Genomic DNA, 23,878 nt, shown 5'->3' on the forward strand with positions numbered 1-23,878 from the left:
CGGAGACGACGCGCGCGGCCCAAGGAGCGACGGCCGGAACGCGAGCGCCGCTTCGCGCGCGACCAGGCTCGTGGCGCCTCACCCGCCGGTCACCGGTCAGTGGCCGTGGAAGGCTTCTTCCAGCCACCAGGAGCCGTGGTCGGCGGTCACCTTGGCGTGGACGAGGAGCGGGCGGTCGCGCGGGCCGTCCAGCCAGGTGGACACCGCCGCGAGGTCGGCGCGTTCGCGCACGGTCACCGCCGCGCAGCCGAACCCCCGCCCGATCGCGGCGATGTCGACGGGCGGGAACCTCACCTGGTCCAGCGGGTACCCGCCCGGTTGGAAATGGTGCACCTCGGCGCCGTACGCCTCGTCGTCGTAGACCACGATCACCATGGGCAGGCCGAGGCGGACGACGGTCTCCAGCTCGGCGGCGGCCATGAGCGCGCCGCCGTCCCCGAGGGCCGCCACGGGCAGCCGGCCGGGCTGGGCCAGGGCGGCGCCGACGGCGGTGGCGAGGCCGAGCCCGACGGACTGGAAGCCCTGGGTGAAACAGAAGCCGTACTCGTCGGGCACCGACAGGAACATCGCCGGGTAGCCGAGGAAGTTGCCGGAGTCGACGCTGACGACGCGCTCGGCGGGCAGCAGGTCGTCCAGCCCGATGGACAGCGTGCGCGGGTCGACGCGCCCGCCGCCGGACTCGTCGGTGTACGGCACGTCCCGCCAGGCGATCTCGCGCGCGATCCGGTCCGCCGTCTCGGGGGTGCGCCTGCCGGGCGACGGGGCCGCCTGGGTGGCGGCGAGCAGGCCGGTGACCTCGCGGGCGACGGCCGCGGTGTCGCCGACGACGCCGAGGCCGACGGGGCGGTGCGCGCCGATGGCGCCGGCCTCCAGGTCAACCTGGACGACGGTGGTGGACGGGCCGATCAGCGCGCCGTGCCGCATGGTCCACATGTTGAGCGCGCACCCCCAGCCGACCAGGACGTCGGACTCGCGGATCAGCTCGGCGGCCAGTGGGGAGGCGAACCCGCCGCTGACGTCCAGATCCCACGGCGAGCCACGGAACAGGCCTCGGGCGACGGCGGAGGTGGCCAGGAGCGCGCCGCAGCGGCCGGCGAGCGCCTCCAGTTCCGCGCGCGCGTGCCGTGCGCCGCGCCCGGCGACGAAGATGGGCCGCCGCGCCCCGCCGAGCACCTCTGCCAGCTCGGCGATCGTCCCGGCGGCCACCCGCGAAGCGGTCCCGGGGCCGGGCAGGGAGGCCACACCGGGGACGGGCCTGGCGCTCGCCTGGGAAGCGGGCTCGGGCGAGGTCGTGGCGGCGGTCGCCAGGAGGAGGGGAAAGTCGGTTTCGAGGGGCTGGTTCTGGACGGCCAGGGGAAGGTTGAGCAGGACGGTGCGCCGGTCGCGGGTGGCCAGGTGGAAGGCCCGTACGGTGTCGGCGACGGCGGTGGCGGCCGACTCCACGCGCATCGCGACCGCGCCCACCGCCACGGCCAGCGCCGCCTGGTCGATGTGGAAGTTGGAGAGGGGCTCCGCCGCCTCCCCCGCCAGGACGATCATCGGCGTGCGGCTCTTGGCGGCCTCGGTGATCCCGGTCATCGCGTTGGTCAGGCCGGGCCCCTGGTGGACGCTGAGCACGCCGACCGTGCCGCCCATCCGGGCGTAGGCGTCGGCCATGGTGGCGGCGCCGCCCTCGTGGCGGGCGGCGACGAACCGCACGCCGTGCTCCACCAGGGCGTTGGTGACGTGGAAGTTGCCACTGCCGACCACGCCGAACGCGACGCGCGCGCCGAGCTCGGCGAGGGCCCTGCCGACGGCCTGGGCGACGATCATCGCTCGACGAGCGCGAGCACGCGGACCGGGCTGCCGGAACCGCCCACGATGGGCAGCGGCGGGGCGACCAGGACGGCCCCGGTGGCGGGGAGCCGGTCGAGGTTGCGGAGCTGGGTGAGCCCGTACTTGCCGGCGCCGAGCAGGAAGGAGTGGCAGGGGAAGGCGGGGTCGAAGGAGTGCGCGGTCCCGGCGTCGGTGCCGACGGTCTCCACGCCGAGGCCGAGGATCGGCGCCTCCTCGGCCAGCCACCGGGCGCATTCGACGGAGATGCCCGGCGTGTGCGGCCCGGTCTCGTCGGCGTTGAGGAAGCTCGCCTGGTCGGGGGCGCGCGCGTCCCACCCGGTGCGGTACAGCAGCCACCCGCCGCCGGGCAGCGGGCCGTTCGCCTTCTGCCACTCCTCGACGTGCTCGATCTGGAGCAGGAAGTCGGGGTCCGCGGCGGCGCGGGCGGCGAAGTCGAGCACGACGGCGGGGCCGATCAGGCTGGTGGCGGGCACCTGGGAGACGTCCTCGCCGTCGCGCCCGGTGACCCAGTGGACCGGGGCGTCGAAGTGGGTGCCGGTGTGCTCGCCGGTGGTGATGTCGTTCCAGTACCAGGCCGGGCCCCGGTCGTCGTACCGGCTGATCTCGGTGAGCCGGAACGGCACGGTGTTCCCGAACGGCTCGGGGAGCATCAGGATCGGCGTCTCGGCGCTCAGCGGCGCGGTGAGGTCGATCACCTCGATCGCCCCGTTCCGGATGCTCTCGACCAGACTGCTCAACACCGACATCGGACGCCTCCCGCTCATGGTGGTTCGGACAGATCCTCCCGCCCTGGGGCGCCGGGCGCCATCTCCGGTGTCACTTCAGCCTCGAGAAACCCATCGTCCCGCGATCACTTCAGCGCCGAGAAACCCAGCGTCCCGTGTCACTTCAGCGCCGAGAAACCCAGCGTCCCGTGTCACTTCAGCCCCGAGAAACTCATGGTGGCCACGAAGTGCCGCTGGGCCACCAGGAAGACGAGCACCAGGGGCAGGGTGGCGACCAGGTTCCCGGCCATCAGCGCCGACCACTCGGTGTGCCGCGCCCCGGCGAAGGTGGCCAGCCCCATCTGGATCGTGTAGGTGTCCTCTGAGCTGATGGCGATCAGCGGCCAGATCAGGTCGTTCCACGCGCCGAGCAGCGTGAACACCGTGAGCGTCGCCAGGGCCGGCCGGGCGAGCGGGAGCACGATGCGGAAGAACACCCCGAGGCGCGAGCACCCGTCGATGGTCGCGGCCTCCTCCAGTTCGCGCGGCAGCGACAGGAAGAACTGCCGCATCAGGAAGACGCCGAACGCCGAGGCCAGCCAGGGGACGAACGCGGCGCCGAGGGTGTCGATCAGCCCGAGGTTACGGAACATCAGGAAGGTCGGGATCATCAGCACCTGGGTGGGCACCATGACCGTCGCCATGACGAGGGCGAACGTCAGCGTCCTGCCCCGGAACCGCAGGCGGGCGAAGCCGTACCCGGCCAGCGAGCACAGGACGAGGTGCCCGGCCAGGGCGACGGCCGAGACGATGACCGTGTTCGCCAGCCAGCGGGGGTAGTTGTCCTCGGTGAAGATGCGGACGAACCCGTCGAGCGTGAAGTGCGAGGGCCACAGGCGGGGCGGGTAGCGGTTGATGTCGGTGTCCGGCATGAACGCCGTCAGCGTCATCCACACCAGCGGCGCGGCGAAGACCAGCGCGGTGGGCATCAGGATGAGGTGGGCCAGCCACGGCCGCTTCGGCCCTCCCGACACGCCGGCCGTCCTCGGCCTGGGCGCCTTCGGCCGCCCGGTCGTGTCGCCGGCCGGCGGCGCGCCGGTCACGGTGGACAGGGTCATGCGGTCGCCTCCCCTCGGCGCGAGTACCACAGGGTGATCGACGAGACCACGAGCGTCAGGATGAAGAGCCCGTACGCCACCGCCGCGCCGTATCCGGAGTGGAAGAGCTGGAACGCCTGCTGGTACAGGTAGTAGACGATCACCGTGGTGGAGTCGAGCGGCTGGCCCTTGGTGGTGGTGTAGACGAGGTCGAACAGCTGCAGGGCCTCGATCGTCTGCCAGATCACCAGGAAGGCCGTGGCCGGGCGGAGCTGCGGCACGATGACGTGCCGGAAGACGTGCCACCCCGACGCCCCGTCCACCCGGGCGGCCTCGGTCAGCTCGCGCGGGATGTCCTGCAGCGCGGCGAGGTAGACCACGGCGGGGAGGCCGACGCCGCCCCACAGCGAGATGACGACGAGCACGATCATCGCCTGGCCGGGTTCCTGGAGGAAGCCCAGCCGGGGCAGCCCGACCGCCTGGAGCAGCGTGTTCGCGACGCCGAACTGCGGGTCGAAGACGAAGTTGGCCAGGATGCCGGTCGCGGCGGCCGACACCACGTACGGGACGAAGATGCAGGTCCGGTAGAAGCCGATGAGGCGGATCGGCTGGTTGAGCGCGAGGGCCAGCGGCAGCCCGATGACCACAGAGCCGGGGACGAACAGGACCGTGTAGAGCAGGGTGTGCCCGGTGGCGGAGAGCAGGTCCGGGTCGTCCAGCATGTCCCGGTAGTTCTGCAGGCCCACGAACGCGCCGCCGGTGATCAGGTCGCCGTCGCGCAGGGACAGCAGCAGCGCCCAGACCGCAGGGAACAGCGACAGCCCGACGATCACCAGCGTGGCCGGCAGGACGAACCCCCAGCCGGTGAGGTCGGGGAGCAGCCGGCGCCGGCGTGCGGCGGGCGCCCGCCGCACGCCCAGGGACACGGTCAACGCGACCTCGCGAGCACCCGGTCGCCGTCCTTGACCGCCTGGTCCAGCGCCTGCTGGACGGGGGCGCCGGCGATCAGCACGTGGGCGATGGCGTCGCCGACCTTCTCGGAGAACTCCGGGTAGGCCTCCAGCGCCGGGCGGGCCTGCTTGGCGTTGTCGAGGTTGGCGGTGAAGACGTCCACGTCGGGGAAGTCCTGGACGAACTTCTTGTACGCCGGGAGCGCCATCGTGGCCTTGCGCACGGGCAGGTTGCCGAGGCCGAGCGTCCAGCGGGCGTCCTGCTCGGGCCGGGTGAGCCAGGTCAGGAAGTCGGTGGCGGCCTTGGAGCGGCGCGCCCCGTTGTCGAAGACCACCCAGTTGTCGGGGCCGGCGATGGTCTCGTGGTTGCCGCCGTACCCGGGCAGGACCTGCACGCCGTAGTCGATCTTGTGGTCGATGAAGTCGAAGAGCGCCCACGGCCCGGCGATGACCATGCCGGTCTTCCCGCTCTGGAACAGCGGGAGGAACTTCTCCCCGTTCTGGTCGAGGTAGACGGACTTGTCCTCGCGGGCCATCTGCTGCCACAGGGTCAGCGCCTGCGCGGCCTGCGGGGTGTCGAATGCGGACTTCTTGCCGTCGGGGGACACGATCGCGCCGCCCTGCTGCCACAGCATGGGCCAGAACCGCCAGACGGTGTCCTCGCTCCCGGTGACCGGGTACGAGGTGCCGTACACGCCCTTCTCCGGCGAGGTCAGCTTCTTGGCGGCGGCGCGGAAGTCGTCCCACGTCCAGTCCTTGGACGGGTACGCGAGGCCGGCCGCGTCGAACAGCTTCTTGTTGTAGACCACCGCCAGGTTGTCCACGATCGCGGGGATGCCGATGACCTTGCCGTTCACCTCGGCCACGGCGCGCTCGGAGGGCCAGAAGTCGTCCCAGCCGAACGCCGGGTCCTTCACGATCTTGGTGAGGTCGACGACCTTGGGGCTCTTGGCCAGGTGCGCCGACCACGAGCCGTACATGTAGGCGATGTCGGGGGCGTCCCCGCCGGCCAGCGCCGCCTGCACCTTCTGCAGCATGTCGTCCACGTTCGTGGTGCCGACCGCCGGGACGACCTGCACGCCGGGGTGGGTGCGGTTGTAGTCGGCGACCAGGTTCTGGATCACCTTGGCCTGGTTCTCCACCTGGCCGTGCCACCAGACCACCTTCACCGGGCCGGTGGCCTCCTCGGCCTTGCCACCGCCGCAGGCCGTGAGCCCGGCGAGCGCGGCCACCAGCGCCGCCGCCGCGGCGTACCTCGCCCCTCGCGAGCGGGCCCGCCTCACCGGGCACTCCTCGGTTCGCTCACGGCGACCTTCCTCGTCGGCTCGCTCAACGGGACCTCCTCGATGACTCGTTCACACTGCGCCGCTCATATGACCCGTTCACACCGGGCTCCTCAGCGATTCGGGAAGCAGGTCGCCGTGCGCCCGCACCATGTCGTCGCACAGCGCCCAGATCTGCTCGACCGTCAGCGTCGCGGAGGCGTTGGGGTCGGCCATCACGGCGTGCCGGATGTGCTCGGGCCGCCCCTCGACGGCGGCGCGCACGGTCAGCTCGTTGACGGCGACGTACGCGCGGTTCAGCGCGGCGAGCTGGGGCGGCAGGTCGGGCACGGCCATCGGCGTCACGCCGAGCGCGTCGGCCACGCACGGCACCTCGACCACGCACCCGGGCGGGAGGTTGCCGATCAGGCCGCGGTTCACGACGTTGCCGTGGATCACCCGCCGGGTGCCGGTGGCGACGCTGTGGATGATCTGCGGCGCGTACTCCATGGTGGCCTCGACGGGGATGGGACGCCCGGCGCGCAGCGCGTCGCGGGTCTCCTCGTACCGGCGCACGTTGTCCTCGCTGATGCCGATGTAGTCGCCCACCGGGATGCGCAGGCGCTCGATCTCCGCGTCGCTGTGCAGGTACCAGGGGACGTACTCCGAGGAGTGCTCGCTGCTCTCGGTCGGGAAGACGCCGAGCCGCCGGTACATGTCGACGCGCACCCGCCGCAGCAGGCCGGGGTCCCGCTCGATGGCCGCGTCCAGCAGGGGGTACAGGCTCTCGCCCGCCCGCTCGAACCGCAGCACCCACGCCTGGTGGTTGACCCCGGCGGCCAGGAACGACACCTCGTCCATCGGCACGCCGACCAGCTCCGACAGGTCGTGGATGGTCCAGTGCACCGAGTGGCACAGCCCGACGACGTTCTTGACCGGGGTGGCCGCGCTGAGGTACCAGACGTTCATGGCCATCGGGTTGGTGTAGTTGAGCAGCCAGGCGTCGGGGCACACCTCCGCGATGTCCCGGCCGATCGCCTCCAGCACCGGGAAGGTGCGCAGGGCACGGAAGATCCCGCCGACCCCGAGGGTGTCGCCGATCGTCTGGCGCAGGCCGTACCGGGCGGGGATCTCGAAGTCGGTGCGGGTGGCGCCGATCATCCCGACCTGGATGATGTTGATGACGAAGGCGGCGCCCTCCAGGGCGGGCCGCCGCTCCAGGTGCGCCGTGATCTTCACCGGTCCGGCGCCCTGGCCGGTCCCGGCGATGTAGTGCGCGGCCGCCTCGGCCGTGCGCAGGCGCTCGGGGTCGATGTCGTGGAGCGCGATCTCCAGCCCGCCGGCCTCGCGAAGCTCGGGGAAGCCGAGCAGGTCGGCCAGCAGCCCCTGGGTGAACTCGACGCTCCCGGCGCCGAGAAATGTGATCTTCACGGGGTTCGTACCTCGTTCCAGGTGGGCTGGGCGGCGGTTCCGCCCGGCGCACGGGTCGACAGGGATCCGCAGGCCACGGCGACCCCGAGGCTGCGCGCGAGGTCAAGGCCGCGCAGCCGGGCCGCGATGAACCCGGCGTTGAAGGAGTCGCCGGCGCCGACGGTGTCGGCGAACTCGGCGGCGGGCGCGGGGGGCGGGGATACCCGTACGACAGTACCGTTCTCCCAGGTCAGAGCACCGGCGGCGCCGTCTTTGACCACGGGCAGCACGCCCCGCGCGGCCAGGGCGCGTACCGCGCGCTCGATGCCGGGCTCACCGGTGATCGCCATCGCCTCGGCGGCGTTCGGCAGCAGCACGCCGGCCTCCTTGAGCACCTCGTCCAGCCCGCGCCACTCCCCCGCCGGGTCGTCGTTGGTGTCCAGGGAGGTCGTGGCGCCCGCCTGGCGCGCCTCGCGGAACAGGGCGGGGAGGCCGGCGGCCAGGCCGGGCTGGAGGAAGTACGACGACACGTGCACGTGCCGGGAGGCCTGGACGAGCGCGGCGGGGACGTCGCCGGCCGTGAGGTAGGGCAGGCAGCCCGGGGCGGTGAGGATGGCCCGCCCGCCGCCGCCGGTCGCGTCGCCGTCGTCCACCAGGACCACGGTCAGCGCCGTCGGGCGCTCATCGATGACGCAGTGGCGGGTGTCCACGCCGCGCTCGGCGAGCATCCCGAGTACCAGGCGCCCGGCCGCGTCGTCGCCGACCCGGCCGGCGAACGCCGTACGCAGCCCGAGGCGCGCGGCGCCGCACGCGGTGATCGCGCCGGACCCGCCGAGGACCAGCTCGCCCCGGTCGACCAGTTCCTCGCGCTGGCCGTACGCCGGCCGGCGCGGGGCTCCGGAGATCACCACGTCGGGGTTGGCGTCACCGACGACGAGCAGGTCGTAGTCAGGCGTCATGAGGCGTGACCCGGCAAAAGGGAGGACGCATGGACGAGGTCTCCTTCCCTGGACCACCGCGAACGGGTTCAGACTTGCGCGTTTCTGCGCGAAGTTCAACCTTTTCGCGCATTAAGAGTCGATTACGCAGGACCTGGGGTCGGCGTCCGCTTGCGCGCGCCCGCGAAGGGGGAGAGATTGGGGACCATCACCTCCGACCGAGGAGCGGCCGTGAAGAAGCTCATCAACAGCGCCGACTCCGTCGTGACCGACGCGCTCGCCGGAATGGCGGAAGCCCACCCCAGCCTTCGGGTGGACGTGGACAACAAGATCATTTATCGGAGGTCCGCGCCGGTCGCGGGCAAGGTCGGGCTGGTGTCCGGCGGCGGTTCCGGCCACGAGCCGCTGCACGGCGGCTTCGTCGGCCACGGGATGCTCGACGCGGCCTGCCCGGGCGAGATCTTCACCTCCCCCGTCCCCGACCAGGTCATCGAGGCCACCAAGGGCGTCGACGGCGGCGCCGGGGTGCTGCACATCGTGAAGAACTACACCGGCGACGTGCTGAACTTCGAGATGGCGGCCGAGCTGTGCGCCGAGGAGGGCATCGAGGTCGCCGTCGTGCTCGTCAACGACGACGTGGCCGTCAAGGACTCGCTGTACACGGCCGGCCGCAGGGGCACCGGCGCGACCGTCTTCGTGGAGAAGATCGCCGGGGCGCTCGCCGAGACCGGGGCACCGCTCGCGGAGGTCGTGCGCGTCGGCACCGAGGTCAACGCCCGCAGCAGGTCGTTCGGCGTGGCACTGTCCCCGGGCACCGTACCGGCGGCCGGGAAGCCGAACTTCGACCTCGCCGACGACGAGATCGAGCTGGGCATCGGCATCCACGGCGAACCCGGGCGCACCCGCGCGCCCGCCGCGCCCGCCCGCGAGATCGCGCGCATCGCCATGGACGCCGTCCACGCCGACATGCCGCTCACCGGCGACGTCCTGGTGATGGTCAACGGCATGGGCGGCACCCCGCTCATCGAGCTGTACGTGGTCTTCGCCGAGGTCGCCGCCTACGTCCGCGACAAGGGCGCGACGCTCACGCGCAGCCTGGTGGGGAACTACGTCACCAGCCTCGACATGCAGGGGTTCTCGGTGACGGTCTGCGCCCTGACCGACGAACTCACCCGCCTGTGGGACGCCCCCGTGGAGACCCCCGGCCTACGCTGGGGCCGCTGACCCCGGCAGCCCCACCGGCCCGCACCGTGATCATCGAGGAGCCGTAGCCTCATGGACGTCCAGTTCTTCACCGCGTGGATCGAGGAGATCGCGCGTGCCGTCGCCGACGGCCGCGATCACCTGACGCGGCTCGACGCCGCGATCGGGGACGCCGACCACGGCTCCAACCTCGACCGGGGCTTCACCGCCGTCCTCGCGGCCCTGGCCGCCACGCCGCCGGAGACCCCGGGGGCCGTACTCACGCTCACCGGCACGACGCTGATCCGCAAGGTCGGCGGCGCCTCCGGCCCCCTGTACGGCACCGCGTTCCGCCGGATGGGCGCGGCCCTCGGCCAGGGCGACGCCGACGTCACCCTGGCGGGGCTGGCGGCGGCCCTGGACGAGGCCCTCGCCGGGGTGCGCAAGCTCGGCGGCGCCACCGAGGGCGACAAGACCATGGTCGACGCCCTCGGCCCCGCGACGCGCGCGCTCGCGGAGGCGGCGGACAAGGGGATGGACGCCGAGGAGGCGCTCGACGCCGCCCGCGACGCCGCCGAGGAGGGTGCCAGGGCGACGATCCCGCTCCAGGCACGCAAGGGGCGCGCCAGCTACCTCGGCGAACGCAGCGTCGGCCACGAGGACCCTGGCGCCGCGTCCACCGCCCTGATGTTCCGCGCCCTGCGCGCGGTGGCCGGCCGATGACCCGGGCGACCCGCTCAGGCCCGCACGGCCCCCGCCGGGCCCCGTCACCGAGCACCGCGATGGTGCGCTGATGACCGAGCCGGGGGCGCTCGTCGGCATCGTCCTGATCTCGCACAGCGACGCGCTGGCGAGGGAGGCGGTGGCACTCGCCGTCCAGATCGCCGGGGCGGACGTACGGGTGGCCGCCGCGGGCGGGACCGACGACGGGGGGCTCGGCACCAGCGTGGACAAGGTCTCCTCGGCCGTCGAGGCCGTGGACCAGGGGGCGGGGGTCGTCCTCATCCCCGACCTGGGCAGCTCGGTGCTCACCGCGCGCCTGCTCGAAGAGCCCGGCTCGGTGGTGATCGCCGACGTGCCGTTCGTCGAGGGCGCCATCGCGGCGGCCGTGGCGGCGGGCATGGGCGCCACCCTCCAGGGCGTCCTGGACGCCGCCGAAGACGCCAGGACCTACCGCAAACTCTGACCTCCCGCGAAACTCCGTCTCCCGGCCCGGACACCGGCCCGCCACCCAGCCCGGACGCTGGCCTGTACCCGGACATCGGCCTCTATCAGCCTGGACGCCGGTCTCTCGCTCAGCCGGGTGGGCGGTCCAGGAGTTCGGCCAGGTGCAGGGATGGTGTGCCCGCGAGCTGGGCGAGTTGCGTGCGGCAGGAGAAGCCGTCGGCGAGGACGATGGTGCCCTCGCGGGCCCGCCGTACCGCGGGCAGGAGCCGGGTCTCCGCGACCGCCACCGACACCTCGTAGTGTCCGCGCTCGACACCGAAGTTCCCGGCCAGGCCGCAGCAGCCGCCGACCGAGGTGACCGTGGCGCCCGCGCGGGCGAGCAGCTCCCGGTCGGTCTCCCAGCCCATCACAGCGTGGTGGTGGCAGTGCGGCTGCGCCAGCACCTCCACGCCGGCCAGGCCGGGCGGCGTCCAGTCCGGCAGCCCGGTCAGGAACTCGGCGAGCGTGCGGACGGACCCGGCGACCCGCTTCGCCGCGCGGTCGTCGTCGCCGAGCAGTTCGACGGCGTCGGAGCGGAGCACGGCGGCGCAGGACGGCTCCAGCGCGACGATCGGTGTCCCCGCCTCGGCGTGCGCGGCCAGCGCGTCCACGGTCCGCCGGAGCCTGCGCCTGGCCGCGTCGAGCTGACCGGTGGAGATCCACGTCAGCCCGCAGCACAGGGCGGCGGGCGGGAAGGTCACCGAGAACCCGGCCCTGGTCAGCACCCGCACCGCGGCCCGCGCGACATCAGGCGAGAAGTACCCGGTGAACGTGTCCACCCAAAGCACGACATCCCGCGATCCTCCGGCGCCGACACCCGCACCGGGAACCGACCCCGGGCCCACCCCGGCACTCATCGCTGCCCCCGGGACCCCAGTCACGTCCTTTGCCGCGCCCAGGGTCGTGATGGTGTCCGGGGTCGTGGGGGTGGTGTGGAAGGGGTGGGGGGCGAAGGGTGGGAGGGGGCGGCGGGGGTCGATGCCGCCCAGGCGCTTGACCAGCGCGGCCACCAGTCCGATCCGCAGCGCCGCGTTGACGGCGCGGGGCGCCAGGGCGGCCAGCCGGGCCCAGCGCGGCAGCCAACCGAGCGAGTAGTGCGCCACGGGACGCGGACGGCGGCGGTAGGTCTGGTGGAGCACCTCGGCCTTGTAGGTGGCCATGTCGACCCCGGTGGGACAGTCGGACCGGCACCCCTTGCAGGACAGGCACAGGTCCAGCGCCTCGCGTACCTCCGGCGCGCGCAGTCCGCCGGGCAGCGACCCGTTCACCGCCTCCTGGAGCACCCGGGCCCGGCCCCGGGTCGAGTCCTTCTCGTCGCGCGTCGCCAGGTACGACGGGCACATGACGGTGTCGCTGCCGGGCACGTCGGACCGGCACCGCGCGACGCCGGTGCAGCGGTGCACGGCGGCCGTGAGGTCGCCGCCGTCGTGCGGGTAGCGGAAGGCCGTACCCCTGGTGACCGGCGGCGGAGGCTGGAGCCGCAGGTCGGCGTCCACCGCGGCGGGTCGTACGATCACGCCGGGGTTGAGCACCCCGCCGGGGTCGAACACCGCCTTGGCGGCGGCGAAGGCCGCCAGCGCGGCGGGTGAGTACATCAGCGGCAGCAGCTCGCCGCGCGCCCGCCCGTCCCCGTGCTCCCCCGACATCGAGCCCCCGTGCGAGGCGACCAGGCGGGCGGCGTCCAGCAGGAAGCGCCGGAAGACCTTCGCGCCGTCGTCGCGCCCGAAGGGGAAGTCGACGCGGACGTGCAGGCACCCGTCCCCGAAGTGCCCGTACGGAACGCCGGTCAGCCCGTGGGCGGCCAGGAGTGCCTCGAAGTCGCGCAGGTAGGCGCCGAGCCGCTCGGGCGGGACGGCCGCGTCCTCCCAGCCCGCGTGCGCGGGCGCGCCCGCGACCGTGCGCGCGACCAGCCCGGCGCCGTCCTCCCTGATCCGCCAGACGGCGGCGGCGTGGGCCGGGTCGGTGACCAGCAGACTCGCGACCGCACCCGAGTCCGCCACCAACGCGCCCGCCGCCGCCACCAGTTCCGCCGCCGACACCGATCTCGCCGCCGGGCCGCTGCCGAGTTCGGCGAGGAGCCAGCCGCCGCCCGCCGGGAGGGGCGGCACGCGGGCCGTCCCGTGCCTGGCGCGCACCACGTCCACCATGCGCGCGTCGATGCCTTCGAGCGTGATCGGCCGGTGCGGCAGCAGAGCGGGGACGGCGTCGGCCGCCGCGGCCATGTCCGGGTAGCCGAGCACGACCAGCAGGGTGCGCGCGGGCGTCTCGACGAGGCGGACCCCCGCCTCCAGCAGCACGCCCCACGTGCCCTCGGTCCCGACGGTGGCCCTGGCCACGTCGAAGCCGTGCTCGGGGAGCAGGTGCTCCAGCGAGTATCCCGAGATCTGGCGCCGGAACCGTCCCATTTCGGTCCGGATCACCGCGAGGTTGTCCTGGACCACCTGCCGCAAAGCGACGAGCGTCGGCGACCCGCCTCCCGTCCCGGCGAAAAGATCCCGGCCGCCCCTGGTCACGAGGCGTTCGCCGGTCCCGGTCAGCATGTCGAGTGTGAGGACGTTGTCGGCGGTGCGGCCGTAGGCGAGGGCGCGGGATCCGCAGGCGTTGTTGCCGATCATCCCGCCGATGGTGCACCGGCTGTGCGTGGAGGGATCGGGGCCGAAGCGCAGCCCGTACGGCGCCGCCTGACGCTGGAGCGCGTCGAGCACGACCCCGGGCTGGACGGAGGCGGTGCGGGCCTCCGGGTCCAGCGAGATGATCTGTCCCATGTGACGGGAGAAGTCCAGCACGAGGCCCGGCCCGACGGCGTTGCCCGCGATGGAGGTCCCCGCCCCCCGCGCGGTCAGGGCGACCCCCTCGGACCGGCAGAGCGCGAGTGCGGCGGCGACCTCCTCCCCGTCGCGGGGGAAGGCGACCGCCGCCGGCGGCACCCGGTAGAGCGAGGCGTCGGAGGAGTACTCGGCCCGGCGCCTCGGCGAGGCGTCGACGTCGCGTACCCCGGCCCGGCGCAGCGCGTCGGCGAGCTCGGACGGTCTCAGGACACCCCCTCCCCACCCGCACGACCATGCCCGTGGCCGGGAGCCGAGGGCGGCGGGGAGGGGTCGCCCGCGCGCAAGGGCGCGTCCTCGTAGCGGCCCTCGTGGGCGAGGATCGGTCTGCGGTCGCCCGCCAGTTCGGGGTGGCGTTCCTCCAGGTCGCGCCGGGCCTCGGCCGTGCGTCGCAGCGCGGTGACGTACTCGCGGTCGGCCCCGTACGTCCCCCGCCAGGTCTGCGGCATCATGTCCGAGGGCGGCGGCGTGGCCGCCCGTCCCGACAGCGCGAACCTGCTGGGGATCTTGCCGGTCTCGGTGCCGCACCGGGGGCAGGCGGGCAGGGGCGCGGTGAAGGACTGGACGACCTCGAAACGATGTCCCTCGCGGCAGCGCAGTTCGTATATCGCCACGTTCTCACCTCACCACAGCCGGATGGATCGGGTCAGGATGCCGGCGACGTCGTCCTCGGTGACCGGCCGGGGCGCGGTGGCGAGCAGGCGCCGCTGCTTCATCGCGCCCTCCACCAGCCCGGGGACGTCGGCCTCGCCGTACCCGACGCCGCCGATGCCGTTGGGGATGCCGATGTCCCGCATCAGCCTCAGCAGCACGCGGGGCAGGAACCCGGCGAGGTCGTCCGGCCGGCCGGCGGCGGGGTCGAGCAGTTCGGCGGCCCGCAGGTGCCGCTCCGGCCCGGCCTCGAAGGTGAAGCGGAACGCCTCGGGGGCGGTCAGCGCGACGGCCATGCCGTGCGGCACCATCGGCTCGTCCTTCGGGTACCCCTCGGGGTGGAAGTCCCTGACCCGCCCGGCGATGGGATAAGCGTTGGCGTGCGGGATGTGGACGCCGGCGTTGCCGAACCCGAGCCCGGCGAACGTCGCCGCCAGCGCCATCTCCCCCCTGGCCCCGGCGTCGTCCCCGTGCCGCACCGCCCTGCGGAACGACCGCGAGAGCAGGTGCAGGGCGCGCTCGGAGAACATGTCGGCCACGGGGTTGGCGCCGCAGTACGGCACCCGTTCCTCGGGCCGTTTGCGCTCGTAGGAGGCGTACGGCCGGGCGGTGTAGCTCTCCAGGGCGTGGCACAGGATGTCCATCCCGGCGGCGGCGGTCACCCCGGCGGGCTGGGTGAGGGTGAGATCGGGGTCGACGACGGCGAGGACCGGGCGCAGCCGTACGTGGCTGATCCCGGTCTTGACCTTCTGGTCCAGCACGTCGAGGACGCAGATCGTGGTGCTCTCCGCGCCGGTGCCCGTGGTCGTGGGCACCGCGACCAGCGGCTTGAGCGGCGCGTTGGGGGCCAGGCCGCCGCCCACCGGGGCGTTGACGTAGTCCATCAGCTCGCCGGGGTTGGTGGTGAGCAGGTTGACCGCCTTGGCGGTGTCGATGCTCGACCCGCCGCCGACGGCGACGAAGGCGTCCCACGGGCCGGTGGCGCGGGCGTGCTCGATGGCCGCGAGCAGGCTGGCGTCGGTCGGCTCGACGTGCGCGCCGTCGTACACGGCCGCCTCCATGCCGTACCCGGCGAGGTGCGCGGCGATCCGCTCGGGGGCGCCGGTGGCCGCCACCCCGGGGTCGGTGATGACCAGGACGCGATGGACGCCGTACTGGGCGAGGTCGAAGCCGATCTCGGCCGAGGCGCCAGGGCCGAACTTCAGCGCCGGGGCCCCGTAGGTGAAGACGGATTCGGGATTGCTCGGGGCGGTGTACACGGTCGCCCGCCTCTCACTCGTAGAAACCGTCGGGGGCGGTGCGCATGGACCTCAGCTGGGCCGCGTCGTGCCCGAAGACCACGTTCGCGCCGGACCGTTCCGCGATCGCGCGGATCTTCTCGACGGAGCCGTACCAGGCGCTCAGGTCGTTCACGATCGAGGCGGGGGTGGCGGGCGGGCCGTAGGAGTCGCCCAGGTAGACGGCGTCGGAGGTGAAGATCATGGTGCCGGACTCGGGCAGGTCGACGCGCATGGCCATCGTGCCGGGGGTGTGGCCGGGCGCCTCGATGAGGGTGACCCCCGGGAGGATCTCGGTGTCGCCGGAGACGGTCTCGAAGTCGAGGCCCTCGTAGTCGGCCTTGAGATGCGCCCCGGCGAACTCCCCCTCGAACCCGAAGGCGAACTCCTTCTCCTTGTCGTTGCACACCAGCCGGGCGCCGGTGCCGGCGAACTGCCGAACGTTGCCGGCGTGGTCGAAGTGCAGGTGGGAGAGCACCACGTAGTCGAGGTTCTCCGGGCTCACGCCGAGCCGACCGAGCTGGTTGTCGAGGTACTGCTCCTCGGTCACCTGGTCGTAGGGGAAGAACTCCTGCAGGCCGGTCGGGATCCAGCGGGTCTCCCAGTCGCGCGGGCAGCTCGTGTCCCACAGCAGGGTGCCCTCGCCGGTCTCCACCAGGACGGCGTGCGTCGTGCACGGGTACCACTCGACGGGCCTGTCCCGCTCGGACCTGGGCCTGATGGTGCGTCCCGGCTTCAGCAGCAGCCAGGTCAGGTCGCAGCTCATCGCCCCGCAGTCGAGGACGTGCAACTTCATGGCCATTCCTCCCTCTCACCCCCGGCCGACGGCAGATTTCAGAATCTGGCATGTAGCATGCTGCATGTCAACGATCGGCGAGCAGGCGTCCCCCCGGCGATAGGGTCCTCTCAGTCAAGGTCGATTCCGAAAACCCGCCCCCCACCGGGCCGCCGGGTCCACAGGAATCCAGGTCTCGGGAATCCAAGCGAGGGGAGACCCACGATGCGAGCGGTCGGCGGCGCGTCCAGCCTGACGGAACAGGTCATCGAGGCCGTCCGCGAGGCCATCCACTCGGGCGAGCTCCGCCCCGGAGAGCTCTACTCGGTGTACCAGCTCTCCGCCCAGCTCAACGTGTCCCGCACCCCGGTACGGGAGGCCATGCTGCGGCTGGCCGAGGCCGGAATGGTGCGGTTCGAGCGCAGCCGGGGCTTCCGTGTGCTGCGGAGCGACCCCAAGGAGATCGCCGAGGTGTTCCAGCTCCGGCTCCTGCTGGAGGTGCCCGCCGCCCGCGTGGCCGCCCGCCGGGCCGGTCCCGCGCTGGTCGAGGCGATGCGCGCCGAGCTCGAGGCCATGCGCGGGGCCGCCAAGGAGCACGACGAGCGCGCCTTCATGCGCCACGACCGCGCCTTCCACGGCCTGCTCCTCGCCGCGGGCGCCAACCGCAAGCTCGTCGGCATCGTCGGCAACCTGCGCGACGCCACCACCACCCTGGGCGCCTCCACCGTCGACCGCTCCCGCTCCCTGGCCGACATCGCCGCCGAGCACGAGCCCATCCTCACCGCCGTGGAGTCCGGCGACCCGGCCGCCGCCGCCGAGGCCATGCGCACCCACATCGCCCACACCGGCGAACTCCTCCTCACCCAGTCCGCCACCGAGAACGGCACCACCCCCACCCCCGAGGACCTGAGCCTCATCCACGGCCTCTGACCCCCGTCGCGCTTGCTGGTCCGCGACGCGGGAGGCGACGGGCGTCTTTCGATGATCTGTGATGAACGCCATGGTCAGGGAGTAGACACGGCATGTATACGTGGTGTGTATAGTCTCTGGCATGTCAGTCGGACAGGCGTTTCTGGGGCTTCTCGAATCGGGGCCCCGGCATGGGTACGACCTCAAGAAGACCTACGACGATCGGTTCGGGCACGCCCGGCCGTTGCACTACGGGCAGGTGTACGCGACGTTGTCGCGGCTGCTGAAGGACGGGCTCGTCGAGCTGGACGGGGTCGAGCCGGGCGGGGGTCCTGAGCGCAAGCGGTACGCGGTCACCTCCGCCGGGGTGACCGACGTGGAGAAGTGGCTCGGGAGCGCGGAGAAGCCCGAGCCGTACCTGCAGAACACCCTGTACACCAAGGTCGTGCTCGCGGTGCTGACCGGGCGGCCCGCCGCCGGCCTGCTGGACGTCCAGCGCGCCGAGCACCTCCGGCTCATGCGCGAGCTGACCCAGCGCAAGATCACCGGCGACCTCGCCGAACAGCTCATCTGCGACCACGCGCTCTTCCACCTCGAGGCGGACCTCCGCTGGCTCGAACTGACCGCCGCCCGCCTCGACGACCTGGCGAAGGTCGTGCGCCCATGACCGCGCCGCACACGCCTGCCGGCGGGACGCCGTTGCTGGTGGGTGAGGGGTTGTGCAAGGCGTTCGGGCCTACGGCGGCGCTCGATGGGGCTTCGGTGGCGATTCGGGCCGGGGAGGTGGTCGCGATCATGGGGCCGTCGGGGTCGGGGAAGTCGACGTTGCTCCACTGCCTGGCCGGGATCACGCGGCCGGACTCCGGTCGCGTGCTCTACCAGGGCCAGGAGGTGTCGGCGATGTCGGACTCCGAGCGCAGCGCCCTGCGCCGTACGCGGTTCGGGTTCGTCTTCCAGTTCGGCCAGCTCGTCCCCGAGCTGACCTGCCTGGAGAACGTGGCGCTGCCGTTGCGCCTGGAGCGGGTCCGCAGGCGCGAGGCGGAGCGGCGGGCCGCCGAATGGCTGGAGCGGCTGGAGGTGACCGACGTGGCCGGGAAGCGGCCCGGCGAGATCTCCGGCGGCCAGGGGCAGCGGGTCGCCGTGGCCCGGGCCCTGGTCACCGGCCCGCAGGTGGTGTTCGCCGACGAGCCGACCGGCGCGCTGGACTCGCTCAACGGCGAGCGGGTGATGCGCCTGCTCACCCAGGCGGCCCGCGAGACCCGCGCCGCCGTCGCGCTGGTCACCCACGAGGCCCGGGTGGCGGGCTACTCCGACCGCGAGGTCGTGGTCCGCGACGGCCGCACCCGCCACATGGAGCACACCCGATGAGCGAGAAGCACACGGATCGGGCGGACATGACCGCGCGCCGGGATGACGTGGCGCGGGATGGCGGGAGGCGCAGGGAATTCCCGGAGAGCGCGGATGCGATGCCCGGGAAGCGGCGGGGGGTTTCGCGGGGGGCGGACCTGGTGCTGGGGGCGCGGCTGGCGTTCGCCGGGGGGCGGGACGGGTGGACGCGTACGGTGCTCACGGCCGTCGGGGTGGGGATCGGGGTGGCGCTGCTGCTGCTCGCCGCCGCCGTACCCGGCGCGTTGCAGGCACGGCACGACAGAGGGGACGCCCGCGACGACACCCGGTTCAGCGCGCCGCCGCTCCACGCGGGCCCCGGCACCGTACTGGTCGCACAGGTCGACACCTCCTTCCGCGGCACGCCGGTCCGGGGACGCCTCGTGCGCGCGGAGGGGCCGAAGGCGCCGGTCCCTCCGGGTGTCGCGGCGCTTCCCTTGCCCGGTGAGGTGGTCGTCTCCCCGGCGCTGAGGGACCTGCTCGGCTCCCCCGACGGCCGCCTGCTGGCCCCACGGCTGGGCGGCGCGCGCGTCAGCGGGACGATCGGGGACGCGGGCCTGGCCGGCCCGAACGAGCTCGCGTACTACCTCGGCAGCGGCACACTGCCCGCCGGCCGGGCGACCCGGATCGACGCGTTCGGCGGGGGCGGCTCCCCCAGCAGCGAGTACGGGCCCGTGCTCGACGTCCTCATCGTGATCATCTTCGTCGTGCTCCTGCTGCCCATCGCGATCTTCCTCGGCGCGGCCGTGCGGTTCGGCGGTGAGCGCCGCGACCGGCGGCTCGCGGCCCTGCGGCTGGTCGGCGCCGACCGGCGGATGACCCGGCGCATCGCCGCCGGGGAGGCGGCGGTGGGCGCGGTACTCGGGCTCGCCGTCGGCGGCGCGCTGTTCCTCGCCGGCCGCCGGCTGGTGCCGCTGGTGACCCTCTGGAACCTCAGCGTGTTCGCCGGCGACGTGCGCCCCGCCCTCCCGCTCGTCGTGGTGATCATGCTGGCGGTGCCGGCGCTCGCGGTCGTGGTGAGCCTGGCCACGTTGCGCGGCGTCGCGGTCGAGCCGCTGGGCGTGACCCGGCGGGCCGTGGCGCCCCGCCGCCGGCTCTGGTGGCGGCTGGTCCTGCCCGGCGCCGGCCTGGCCCTGCTCCTCCCGCTGCTCGGCGGGCTCCGCCAGGACGGCGCCGCGCGGATCGACTACCAGGTCGCCGCGGGTGCCGTCCTGCTGCTCGTGGGCGCGGTCACGCTGCTGCCGTGGCTGATCGAGCTGGTCGTCGGCCGGATCCACGGGGGCCCGGTCGGCTGGCAGCTCGCCATCCGCCGGTTGCAACTCGACAGCGCCACCTCGGCCCGCCTGGTCAACGGCATCGCCGTCGCGGTCGCGGGCACGATCGGCCTGCAGATGCTGTTCGCGGGGGCGCAGGACCTGTCCACCTCGGCGACCGGGCACGACGTCTCCCGGGCGCAGGTGATGGTGCACGCGCGCCCGTCCTCCGGCGCGGCGCCGATGGCCGGCCTGCTGCGGACGACCCCGGGGGTGGCGGGCGCCGCCGGGACGCTCCAGGCGCAGGCGACCACGAAGTCCCCGTCCGCCGGGGAGCCGGTCTACACGGATCTGCGGATCGGCGACTGCGCCTCACTGGCCGAGTTCGGCACCCTCGGCAGGTGCGCCGACGGCGACGTGTTCCTCACGCGCGCCGGGGACGGCGACGCGGCGGCGCGGGACGCCTTCCGTCCGGGCACGCGGGTGTCGGTCGGGGACGGCGGCCCTCGGTGGGCGCTGCCGCGCGGCACCCGGACGGTCGCGGCCCGCGAGGACGCCTCCGGCTCGATCGGGGACGCCATCCTGGTCACTCCGGGGGCGATCGACGCGGCCGGGCTGCCCGATCTCACCTCTGTCACGTTCGTCCGGCTCGACCCCAAGGACACCGACGCGGTGGAGCGGGTGCGCAACACGGTGGCGCGGGCCGATCCGCTCGCGTCCGTCAGCACCCTGAGCGCCACCGAGGAGGCGACCAGGTTCACCGGCATCCGGCGCGGCCTGTACGCGGGGATCGTGGTGACCCTGCTGCTGATCAGCGCGAGCATGCTGGTCGGGATCCTGGAGCAGCTCCGCGAGCAGCGCAGGCTGCTGGCGATGCTCGTCGCGGTCGGCACCCGCCGCGGTTCGCTGACCTGGTCGGTGATCTGGCAGACCGTCATCCCGGTGCTGATCGGCCTGGTGCTCGCCGTGGTCTTCGGGCTGGGCCTGGGGCTGGTGCTGCTGCGCGTGGTCTCGATGCCGTTGTCGGTCGACTGGACGGTGGTCGGCCTGTCGGCGGGGATCGGCGCGGCGGTGGTGCTGCTGGTCACCGGGCTGAGCCTGCCGGCCCTGTGGCGCCTGACCCGCCCGGACGGCCTGCGCGCCGAGTGACACCGGACGCTGGGAGCGGCGCCGCCGGCCGGGCAGGAAGAACGGCGCCGTCAGGGCGTCATTCCATGCCCTTCTTGCCGGGGGTCCAGAAGGGCTTGGTGAGCACCAAGCGGCGGGGCCAGCCGCGCTCGCGTACCAGGTGCTCGCGGACGGCCTGGACGGTCCGCGCCTCCCCCGCCACGTACGCGGTGCCGGGCTCGTCCGGCAGTCTCAGGGCGCGCACCGCCTCGACGAGCGACGCCGAGGAGGCCGCAGGCGCGCCGTCGCGGTGGCGCCAGGTGAGGTCCAGGGGCAGCCGGTCCGCCGGGCCGTCCACCTCGACGACGCCGTACACCGGGGCCTCGCCGACCGCCCGGATCATCGGGCCGAAGGCCACGGCGGCGGTCTCCTCACCGGCGAAAAGGTGGTAGGAGGAGGGCCGGGTCACGAAGGAGCCCTCGGGCTTCCTGAAGGCCACCTCCTGGCCGGGCCGCACGTCGCGGGCCCAGCGGGCGCCCGGCCCGTCCCCGTGGTCGAGGACGCACAGACGCAGCACCGACCCGTCGTACTCCCAGATCGAGTACGTGCGGCGGGTCATCGGCCCGTCCACGGCGACGCGGACCTGCTGGCCGGGCGTCCAGGACAGCCCCGGCGCGGTGATCGCGATCATGCGTGTGCGCGGGGTGAGGTGCCCGACCTCCTCGACCACGCCGTGGACGAACAGGCGGTCGATCATGGTCCTGCCGATGGTGCGTGCCCGTGCGGTGGCCATCCCACCCTCCCTTTCACGATATATCGCGATTGTAGGGTGTTTCCCGGACGGAAAGGAAGCGGGTGATCCTCTCGGGGATCAGGGTGGGCGGGAGGCGGCGGGATCGGGAGCGCGCGGGCCGGGTCAGGGGGTGCGGTACAGGCGGGTGGCGTATTCGGGGCCGTAGTAGCGTTCGAGCTGCTCCAGGCTCTCCTCGGTCTCCTGGACGCTCTTCACGATCTGCGCGTGGGACGGCAGCGCCTCGGGGTTCCAGGTCTCCGGCTTCCACAGGGCCGACCGCAGGAACGACTTGCCGCAGTGGAAGAAGATCTGCTCGATCTCCACGAGCAGGGCCAGCACGGGCCGGTGGCCCTTGACGATCATCTGGTCGAAGAACGGCGCCTCGCGCACCAGCCGGGCCCTGCCGTTGATCCGCAGCGTCTCGGTGCGCCCGGGGACGACGTACACGAGCCCGACGTGCGGGTTCTCCAGGACGTTGCGGAAGCCGTCCACGCGGCGGTTGCCGGGCCGGTCGGGGATGGCGATCGTGACCTCGTCCACGACGTGGGTGAACCCGGGCGGGTCGCCCTTGGGCGAGACGTCGCACGAGCCGTCCGCGCCGGAGGTGGCGATGAGGCAGAACGGCGAGGACGCGAGCCACTCCCGGTCGCGGTCGTGCAGCACCACCCGCTCCTTGGACAGCGCCCTCGGCATCGGCGCGCCGAGCAGTTCACGCAGTTCGTCCTTGGAAGTGATCTCCACCAGGTCCGCCATCTCCGGGTCTCCTCACCGTCACACGCCCACGTCCGCCGCCGTCCAGCGTAACCGGCGCCTTTCCGGCCCGCCCCCGCCGGTGCCATCCCAGGTGCCGGCCGCGATCGCCGGACCCGCCGCATAAGCTGACCTGGTGAGTGAGACATTCCATCGTCAGCGTCTGTCGTTCGGGGCGGCCGCGGACGCCTACGAGAAGGTCCGGCCGTCCTACCCGGTGCGGGCGCTGGAGTGGTCGCTGGGCGTCTCGCCCCTCAAGGTCGTCGACCTGGGCGCGGGGACCGGGCTGCTGACCCGCCTGCTGGCCGAGGCGGGTCATGAGGTGACGGCCGTCGAGCCCGATCCGCTGATGCGGGAGAAGCTGGCGGAGCGGCTGCCGGGACGCGTCGTCGTCGCGGGGTCGGCGGAGGAGATCCCCCTGGCCGCCGGCGAGGCGGACGCCGTCGTCGCCGGTCAGGCCTATCACTGGTTCGATCCCGAGCCCGCGCACGCCGAGATCGCCCGGGTGCTCAGGCCCGGTGGCGTGTTCGCGCCGCTGTGGAACCTCCGCGACGAGTCCGTCGCCTGGGTGGCCCGGCTCTCCCGGCTCGTCGACGAGTATCGGGACGGGTCCACGATGGGCGCCGTCCTGTCGGACACGGCGTTCGGCGACGCCTTCGGCCCGGTCGAACGCCGCGAGTTCCGGCACAGCCAGCCCCACACGGCGTCCTCGCTGCTCGCCCTCGTGCACTCCCGATCCTGGTACCTCACCGCGGAGCAGGACCGCCGCCGGGAGATCGACGACGCCGTCCGGTCGATCACCGATGACCTCCCGCCGTCCTTCGACCTGCCGTACGTCGCCAGGGTCTACCGCGCGCGTCGCCGCTGAGCGGGGGCCGGCGTCAGGCGAGAGGCCGGGTTAGGGGGGTACGGCCGCAGGCAGGCCGGGCGCCCGCCTCACTTGTAGCGGAAATAGACGAACAGGCGGCCGTGGTTCTTGGCGTCCTTGTCGATGCGGTGGTAAAGCGCCTTGATTTCCTTCTGGTCGAGGAAGCGCAGGACCTTCTTCTTGAGCTGGCCCGATCCCTTGCCGGGAATGATCTCCACCTCGGTCGCCTTCTTCTGCAGCGCCTCCTGGATGATCCCGCGCAGCGCCTTGTCGATCTCGCCGCCCTTGTTGTAGATGTCGTGGAGATCCAATTTCAGCTTCACGCCCGCGATTGTACGTCCCTGGAGTTTGGAACGTTCTCCTAACTGCGGCGATCACACCAATTAACCGGATCGGGTCTGTATTTGGTCACATATTGCCGCAGATCCAAGCATGGACCGATCTAGGCGGACCTGTAGTCCGCGCCTAGACTCCGTCTGTGTTTGGTCACCCCGACACGGGTGATCAGGCACGTGTCGCCCAACGGGGAGGGTGGGGTCCCTTCCCGTGCGCCTCGGCGGGTGACGCGGCTCCTCCATGCCCGCTGGGCGGCCGTCCACGTGGTTCTTCTGGAGGTGTCGTGCCAAGTAAGCCCCCGCCCACCCTCTTATCCCGAGCGCGCCGCATCGCGGCGGTCGGCGCGAGTCTCGCGGTCATCAG

The 23,878-nt window shown here is 73.0% G+C and carries 22 protein-coding genes; 8 read left to right on the plus strand and 14 right to left on the minus strand.

The window, feature by feature from the left end:
* Positions 1-96: 96 nt before the first annotated feature.
* The 7 genes from NYZ98_RS31860 to NYZ98_RS31890 form a co-directional block, all read right to left on the minus strand.
* On the minus strand, positions 97-1,812 hold the full coding sequence (locus NYZ98_RS31860) for a thiamine pyrophosphate-binding protein (RefSeq protein WP_262847301.1): 1,716 nt from the start codon (positions 1,810-1,812) through the stop codon (positions 97-99).
* Positions 1,809-2,582, minus strand: a complete 774-nt coding sequence (locus NYZ98_RS31865) for a cyclase family protein (protein ID WP_262847302.1) — start codon at positions 2,580-2,582, stop codon at positions 1,809-1,811. The genes NYZ98_RS31860 and NYZ98_RS31865 overlap by 4 nt, the downstream gene beginning before the upstream one ends.
* Positions 2,583-2,752: 170 nt before the next feature.
* The gene (locus tag NYZ98_RS31870; RefSeq protein WP_262847303.1) at positions 2,753-3,658 is read right to left on the minus strand and encodes a carbohydrate ABC transporter permease; all 906 of its coding nucleotides are present in this window, start codon (positions 3,656-3,658) and stop codon (positions 2,753-2,755) included.
* On the minus strand, positions 3,655-4,563 hold the full coding sequence (locus NYZ98_RS31875; RefSeq protein ID WP_262847338.1) for a carbohydrate ABC transporter permease: 909 nt from the start codon (positions 4,561-4,563) through the stop codon (positions 3,655-3,657). Before NYZ98_RS31875 ends, NYZ98_RS31870 begins: the two co-directional genes overlap by 4 nt.
* 2 nt (positions 4,564-4,565) lie before the next feature.
* Positions 4,566-5,870 (minus strand): ABC transporter substrate-binding protein, encoded by a 1,305-nt coding sequence (locus NYZ98_RS31880; protein WP_262847304.1) that lies wholly within the window; start codon positions 5,868-5,870, stop codon positions 4,566-4,568.
* Positions 5,871-5,969: 99 nt separating this feature from the next.
* Positions 5,970-7,280 (minus strand): alpha-glucosidase/alpha-galactosidase, encoded by a 1,311-nt coding sequence (gene melA, locus NYZ98_RS31885; RefSeq protein ID WP_262847305.1) that lies wholly within the window; start codon positions 7,278-7,280, stop codon positions 5,970-5,972.
* Positions 7,277-8,218 (minus strand): carbohydrate kinase family protein, encoded by a 942-nt coding sequence (locus tag NYZ98_RS31890; protein WP_262847306.1) that lies wholly within the window; start codon positions 8,216-8,218, stop codon positions 7,277-7,279. The genes melA and NYZ98_RS31890 overlap by 4 nt, the downstream gene beginning before the upstream one ends.
* Positions 8,219-8,428: 210 nt before the next feature.
* On the opposite strand from NYZ98_RS31890, the gene dhaK reads away from it, so the two are divergent.
* The 3 genes from dhaK to dhaM all read left to right on the plus strand — a co-directional run bounded on the left by dhaK (position 8,429) and on the right by dhaM (position 10,565).
* Complete coding sequence (dhaK, locus tag NYZ98_RS31895) at positions 8,429-9,421, plus strand: dihydroxyacetone kinase subunit DhaK (protein WP_262847307.1); 993 nt, start codon at positions 8,429-8,431, stop codon at positions 9,419-9,421.
* A 51-nt stretch (positions 9,422-9,472) separates the two neighbouring features.
* A complete protein-coding gene (gene dhaL, locus NYZ98_RS31900; protein WP_262847308.1) occupies positions 9,473-10,102 on the plus strand; it encodes a dihydroxyacetone kinase subunit DhaL in 630 nt (209 codons plus the stop codon).
* Between the two features lie 70 nt (positions 10,103-10,172).
* Positions 10,173-10,565 (plus strand): dihydroxyacetone kinase phosphoryl donor subunit DhaM, encoded by a 393-nt coding sequence (gene dhaM / locus NYZ98_RS31905; RefSeq protein ID WP_262847309.1) that lies wholly within the window; start codon positions 10,173-10,175, stop codon positions 10,563-10,565.
* Positions 10,566-10,674: 109 nt separating this feature from the next.
* Here dhaM and NYZ98_RS31910 read toward each other — a convergent pair whose 3' ends face one another.
* From NYZ98_RS31910 to NYZ98_RS31925, 4 genes are read right to left on the minus strand one after another with little or no spacing between them, the layout of a single operon-like run.
* Positions 10,675-13,620 carry an FAD-binding and (Fe-S)-binding domain-containing protein gene (locus NYZ98_RS31910; RefSeq protein WP_262847339.1) on the minus strand — a complete coding sequence of 982 codons (2,946 nt, stop codon included), beginning with the start codon at positions 13,618-13,620 and terminating at the stop codon, positions 10,675-10,677.
* Complete coding sequence (locus NYZ98_RS31915) at positions 13,617-14,024, minus strand: FmdB family zinc ribbon protein (RefSeq protein WP_262847310.1); 408 nt, start codon at positions 14,022-14,024, stop codon at positions 13,617-13,619. Before NYZ98_RS31915 ends, NYZ98_RS31910 begins: the two co-directional genes overlap by 4 nt.
* 9 nt (positions 14,025-14,033) lie before the next feature.
* Positions 14,034-15,320 carry a hydroxyacid-oxoacid transhydrogenase gene (locus NYZ98_RS31920; protein ID WP_262847311.1) on the minus strand — a complete coding sequence of 429 codons (1,287 nt, stop codon included), beginning with the start codon at positions 15,318-15,320 and terminating at the stop codon, positions 14,034-14,036.
* A 13-nt stretch (positions 15,321-15,333) separates the two neighbouring features.
* Positions 15,334-16,134, minus strand: a complete 801-nt coding sequence (locus NYZ98_RS31925) for an N-acyl homoserine lactonase family protein (protein ID WP_262847312.1) — start codon at positions 16,132-16,134, stop codon at positions 15,334-15,336.
* 204 nt (positions 16,135-16,338) lie between these two features.
* Between NYZ98_RS31925 and NYZ98_RS31930 the strand changes: the two genes are divergently transcribed.
* The 4 genes from NYZ98_RS31930 (at position 16,339) to NYZ98_RS31945 (ending at position 20,810) form a co-directional block, all read left to right on the plus strand.
* Complete coding sequence (locus NYZ98_RS31930; protein WP_262847313.1) at positions 16,339-17,043, plus strand: GntR family transcriptional regulator; 705 nt, start codon at positions 16,339-16,341, stop codon at positions 17,041-17,043.
* Positions 17,044-17,164: 121 nt separating this feature from the next.
* Complete coding sequence (locus NYZ98_RS31935; protein ID WP_262847314.1) at positions 17,165-17,689, plus strand: PadR family transcriptional regulator; 525 nt, start codon at positions 17,165-17,167, stop codon at positions 17,687-17,689.
* Positions 17,686-18,390, plus strand: coding sequence for an ABC transporter ATP-binding protein (locus NYZ98_RS31940; protein WP_262847315.1), 705 nt, complete (start codon positions 17,686-17,688; stop codon positions 18,388-18,390). The genes NYZ98_RS31935 and NYZ98_RS31940 overlap by 4 nt, the downstream gene beginning before the upstream one ends.
* Entirely contained in the window at positions 18,387-20,810 is a 2,424-nt protein-coding gene (locus NYZ98_RS31945; RefSeq protein WP_262847316.1) for an FtsX-like permease family protein, read from the plus strand. Before NYZ98_RS31940 ends, NYZ98_RS31945 begins: the two co-directional genes overlap by 4 nt.
* A 58-nt stretch (positions 20,811-20,868) precedes the next feature.
* On the opposite strand, the gene NYZ98_RS31950 is transcribed toward NYZ98_RS31945, so the two are convergent.
* Together NYZ98_RS31950 and NYZ98_RS31955 are read right to left on the minus strand one after the other, a co-directional pair.
* On the minus strand, positions 20,869-21,561 hold the full coding sequence (locus NYZ98_RS31950; RefSeq protein WP_262847317.1) for a siderophore-interacting protein: 693 nt from the start codon (positions 21,559-21,561) through the stop codon (positions 20,869-20,871).
* A gap of 123 nt (positions 21,562-21,684) precedes the next feature.
* On the minus strand, positions 21,685-22,314 hold the full coding sequence (locus NYZ98_RS31955; protein ID WP_262847318.1) for a pyridoxamine 5'-phosphate oxidase family protein: 630 nt from the start codon (positions 22,312-22,314) through the stop codon (positions 21,685-21,687).
* A 133-nt stretch (positions 22,315-22,447) separates the two neighbouring features.
* On the opposite strand from NYZ98_RS31955, the gene NYZ98_RS31960 reads away from it, so the two are divergent.
* Positions 22,448-23,179, plus strand: coding sequence for a class I SAM-dependent methyltransferase (locus tag NYZ98_RS31960; protein ID WP_262847319.1), 732 nt, complete (start codon positions 22,448-22,450; stop codon positions 23,177-23,179).
* Between the two features lie 68 nt (positions 23,180-23,247).
* On the opposite strand, the gene NYZ98_RS31965 is transcribed toward NYZ98_RS31960, so the two are convergent.
* Positions 23,248-23,502, minus strand: a complete 255-nt coding sequence (locus NYZ98_RS31965) for a Smr/MutS family protein (protein WP_262847320.1) — start codon at positions 23,500-23,502, stop codon at positions 23,248-23,250.
* Positions 23,503-23,878 lie beyond the last annotated feature (376 nt).

Origin of the sequence: Sphaerisporangium corydalis, assembly GCF_025506355.1 — a bacterium.
GTDB lineage: Bacteria > Actinomycetota > Actinomycetes > Streptosporangiales > Streptosporangiaceae > Sphaerisporangium > Sphaerisporangium corydalis.

What these genes read in the sequence shown, in the direction of transcription:
- NYZ98_RS31925 (WP_262847312.1), bottom strand. Translation starts at nt 16,134, where the DNA reads ATGAAGTTGCACGTCCTCGACTGCGGGGCGATGAGCTGCGACCTGACC.
- NYZ98_RS31865 (WP_262847302.1), bottom strand. Translation starts at nt 2,582, where the DNA reads ATGTCGGTGTTGAGCAGTCTGGTCGAGAGCATCCGGAACGGGGCGATC.
- NYZ98_RS31870 (WP_262847303.1), bottom strand. Translation starts at nt 3,658, where the DNA reads ATGACCCTGTCCACCGTGACCGGCGCGCCGCCGGCCGGCGACACGACC.
- NYZ98_RS31955 (WP_262847318.1), bottom strand. Translation starts at nt 22,314, where the DNA reads ATGGCGGACCTGGTGGAGATCACTTCCAAGGACGAACTGCGTGAACTG.
- NYZ98_RS31860 (WP_262847301.1), bottom strand. Translation starts at nt 1,812, where the DNA reads ATGATCGTCGCCCAGGCCGTCGGCAGGGCCCTCGCCGAGCTCGGCGCG.
- dhaL (WP_262847308.1), top strand. Translation starts at nt 9,473, where the DNA reads ATGGACGTCCAGTTCTTCACCGCGTGGATCGAGGAGATCGCGCGTGCC.
- dhaM (WP_262847309.1), top strand. Translation starts at nt 10,173, where the DNA reads ATGACCGAGCCGGGGGCGCTCGTCGGCATCGTCCTGATCTCGCACAGC.
- NYZ98_RS31890 (WP_262847306.1), bottom strand. Translation starts at nt 8,218, where the DNA reads ATGACGCCTGACTACGACCTGCTCGTCGTCGGTGACGCCAACCCCGAC.
- NYZ98_RS31930 (WP_262847313.1), top strand. Translation starts at nt 16,339, where the DNA reads ATGCGAGCGGTCGGCGGCGCGTCCAGCCTGACGGAACAGGTCATCGAG.
- NYZ98_RS31945 (WP_262847316.1), top strand. Translation starts at nt 18,387, where the DNA reads ATGAGCGAGAAGCACACGGATCGGGCGGACATGACCGCGCGCCGGGAT.
- NYZ98_RS31940 (WP_262847315.1), top strand. Translation starts at nt 17,686, where the DNA reads ATGACCGCGCCGCACACGCCTGCCGGCGGGACGCCGTTGCTGGTGGGT.
- NYZ98_RS31935 (WP_262847314.1), top strand. Translation starts at nt 17,165, where the DNA reads ATGTCAGTCGGACAGGCGTTTCTGGGGCTTCTCGAATCGGGGCCCCGG.
- NYZ98_RS31950 (WP_262847317.1), bottom strand. Translation starts at nt 21,561, where the DNA reads ATGGCCACCGCACGGGCACGCACCATCGGCAGGACCATGATCGACCGC.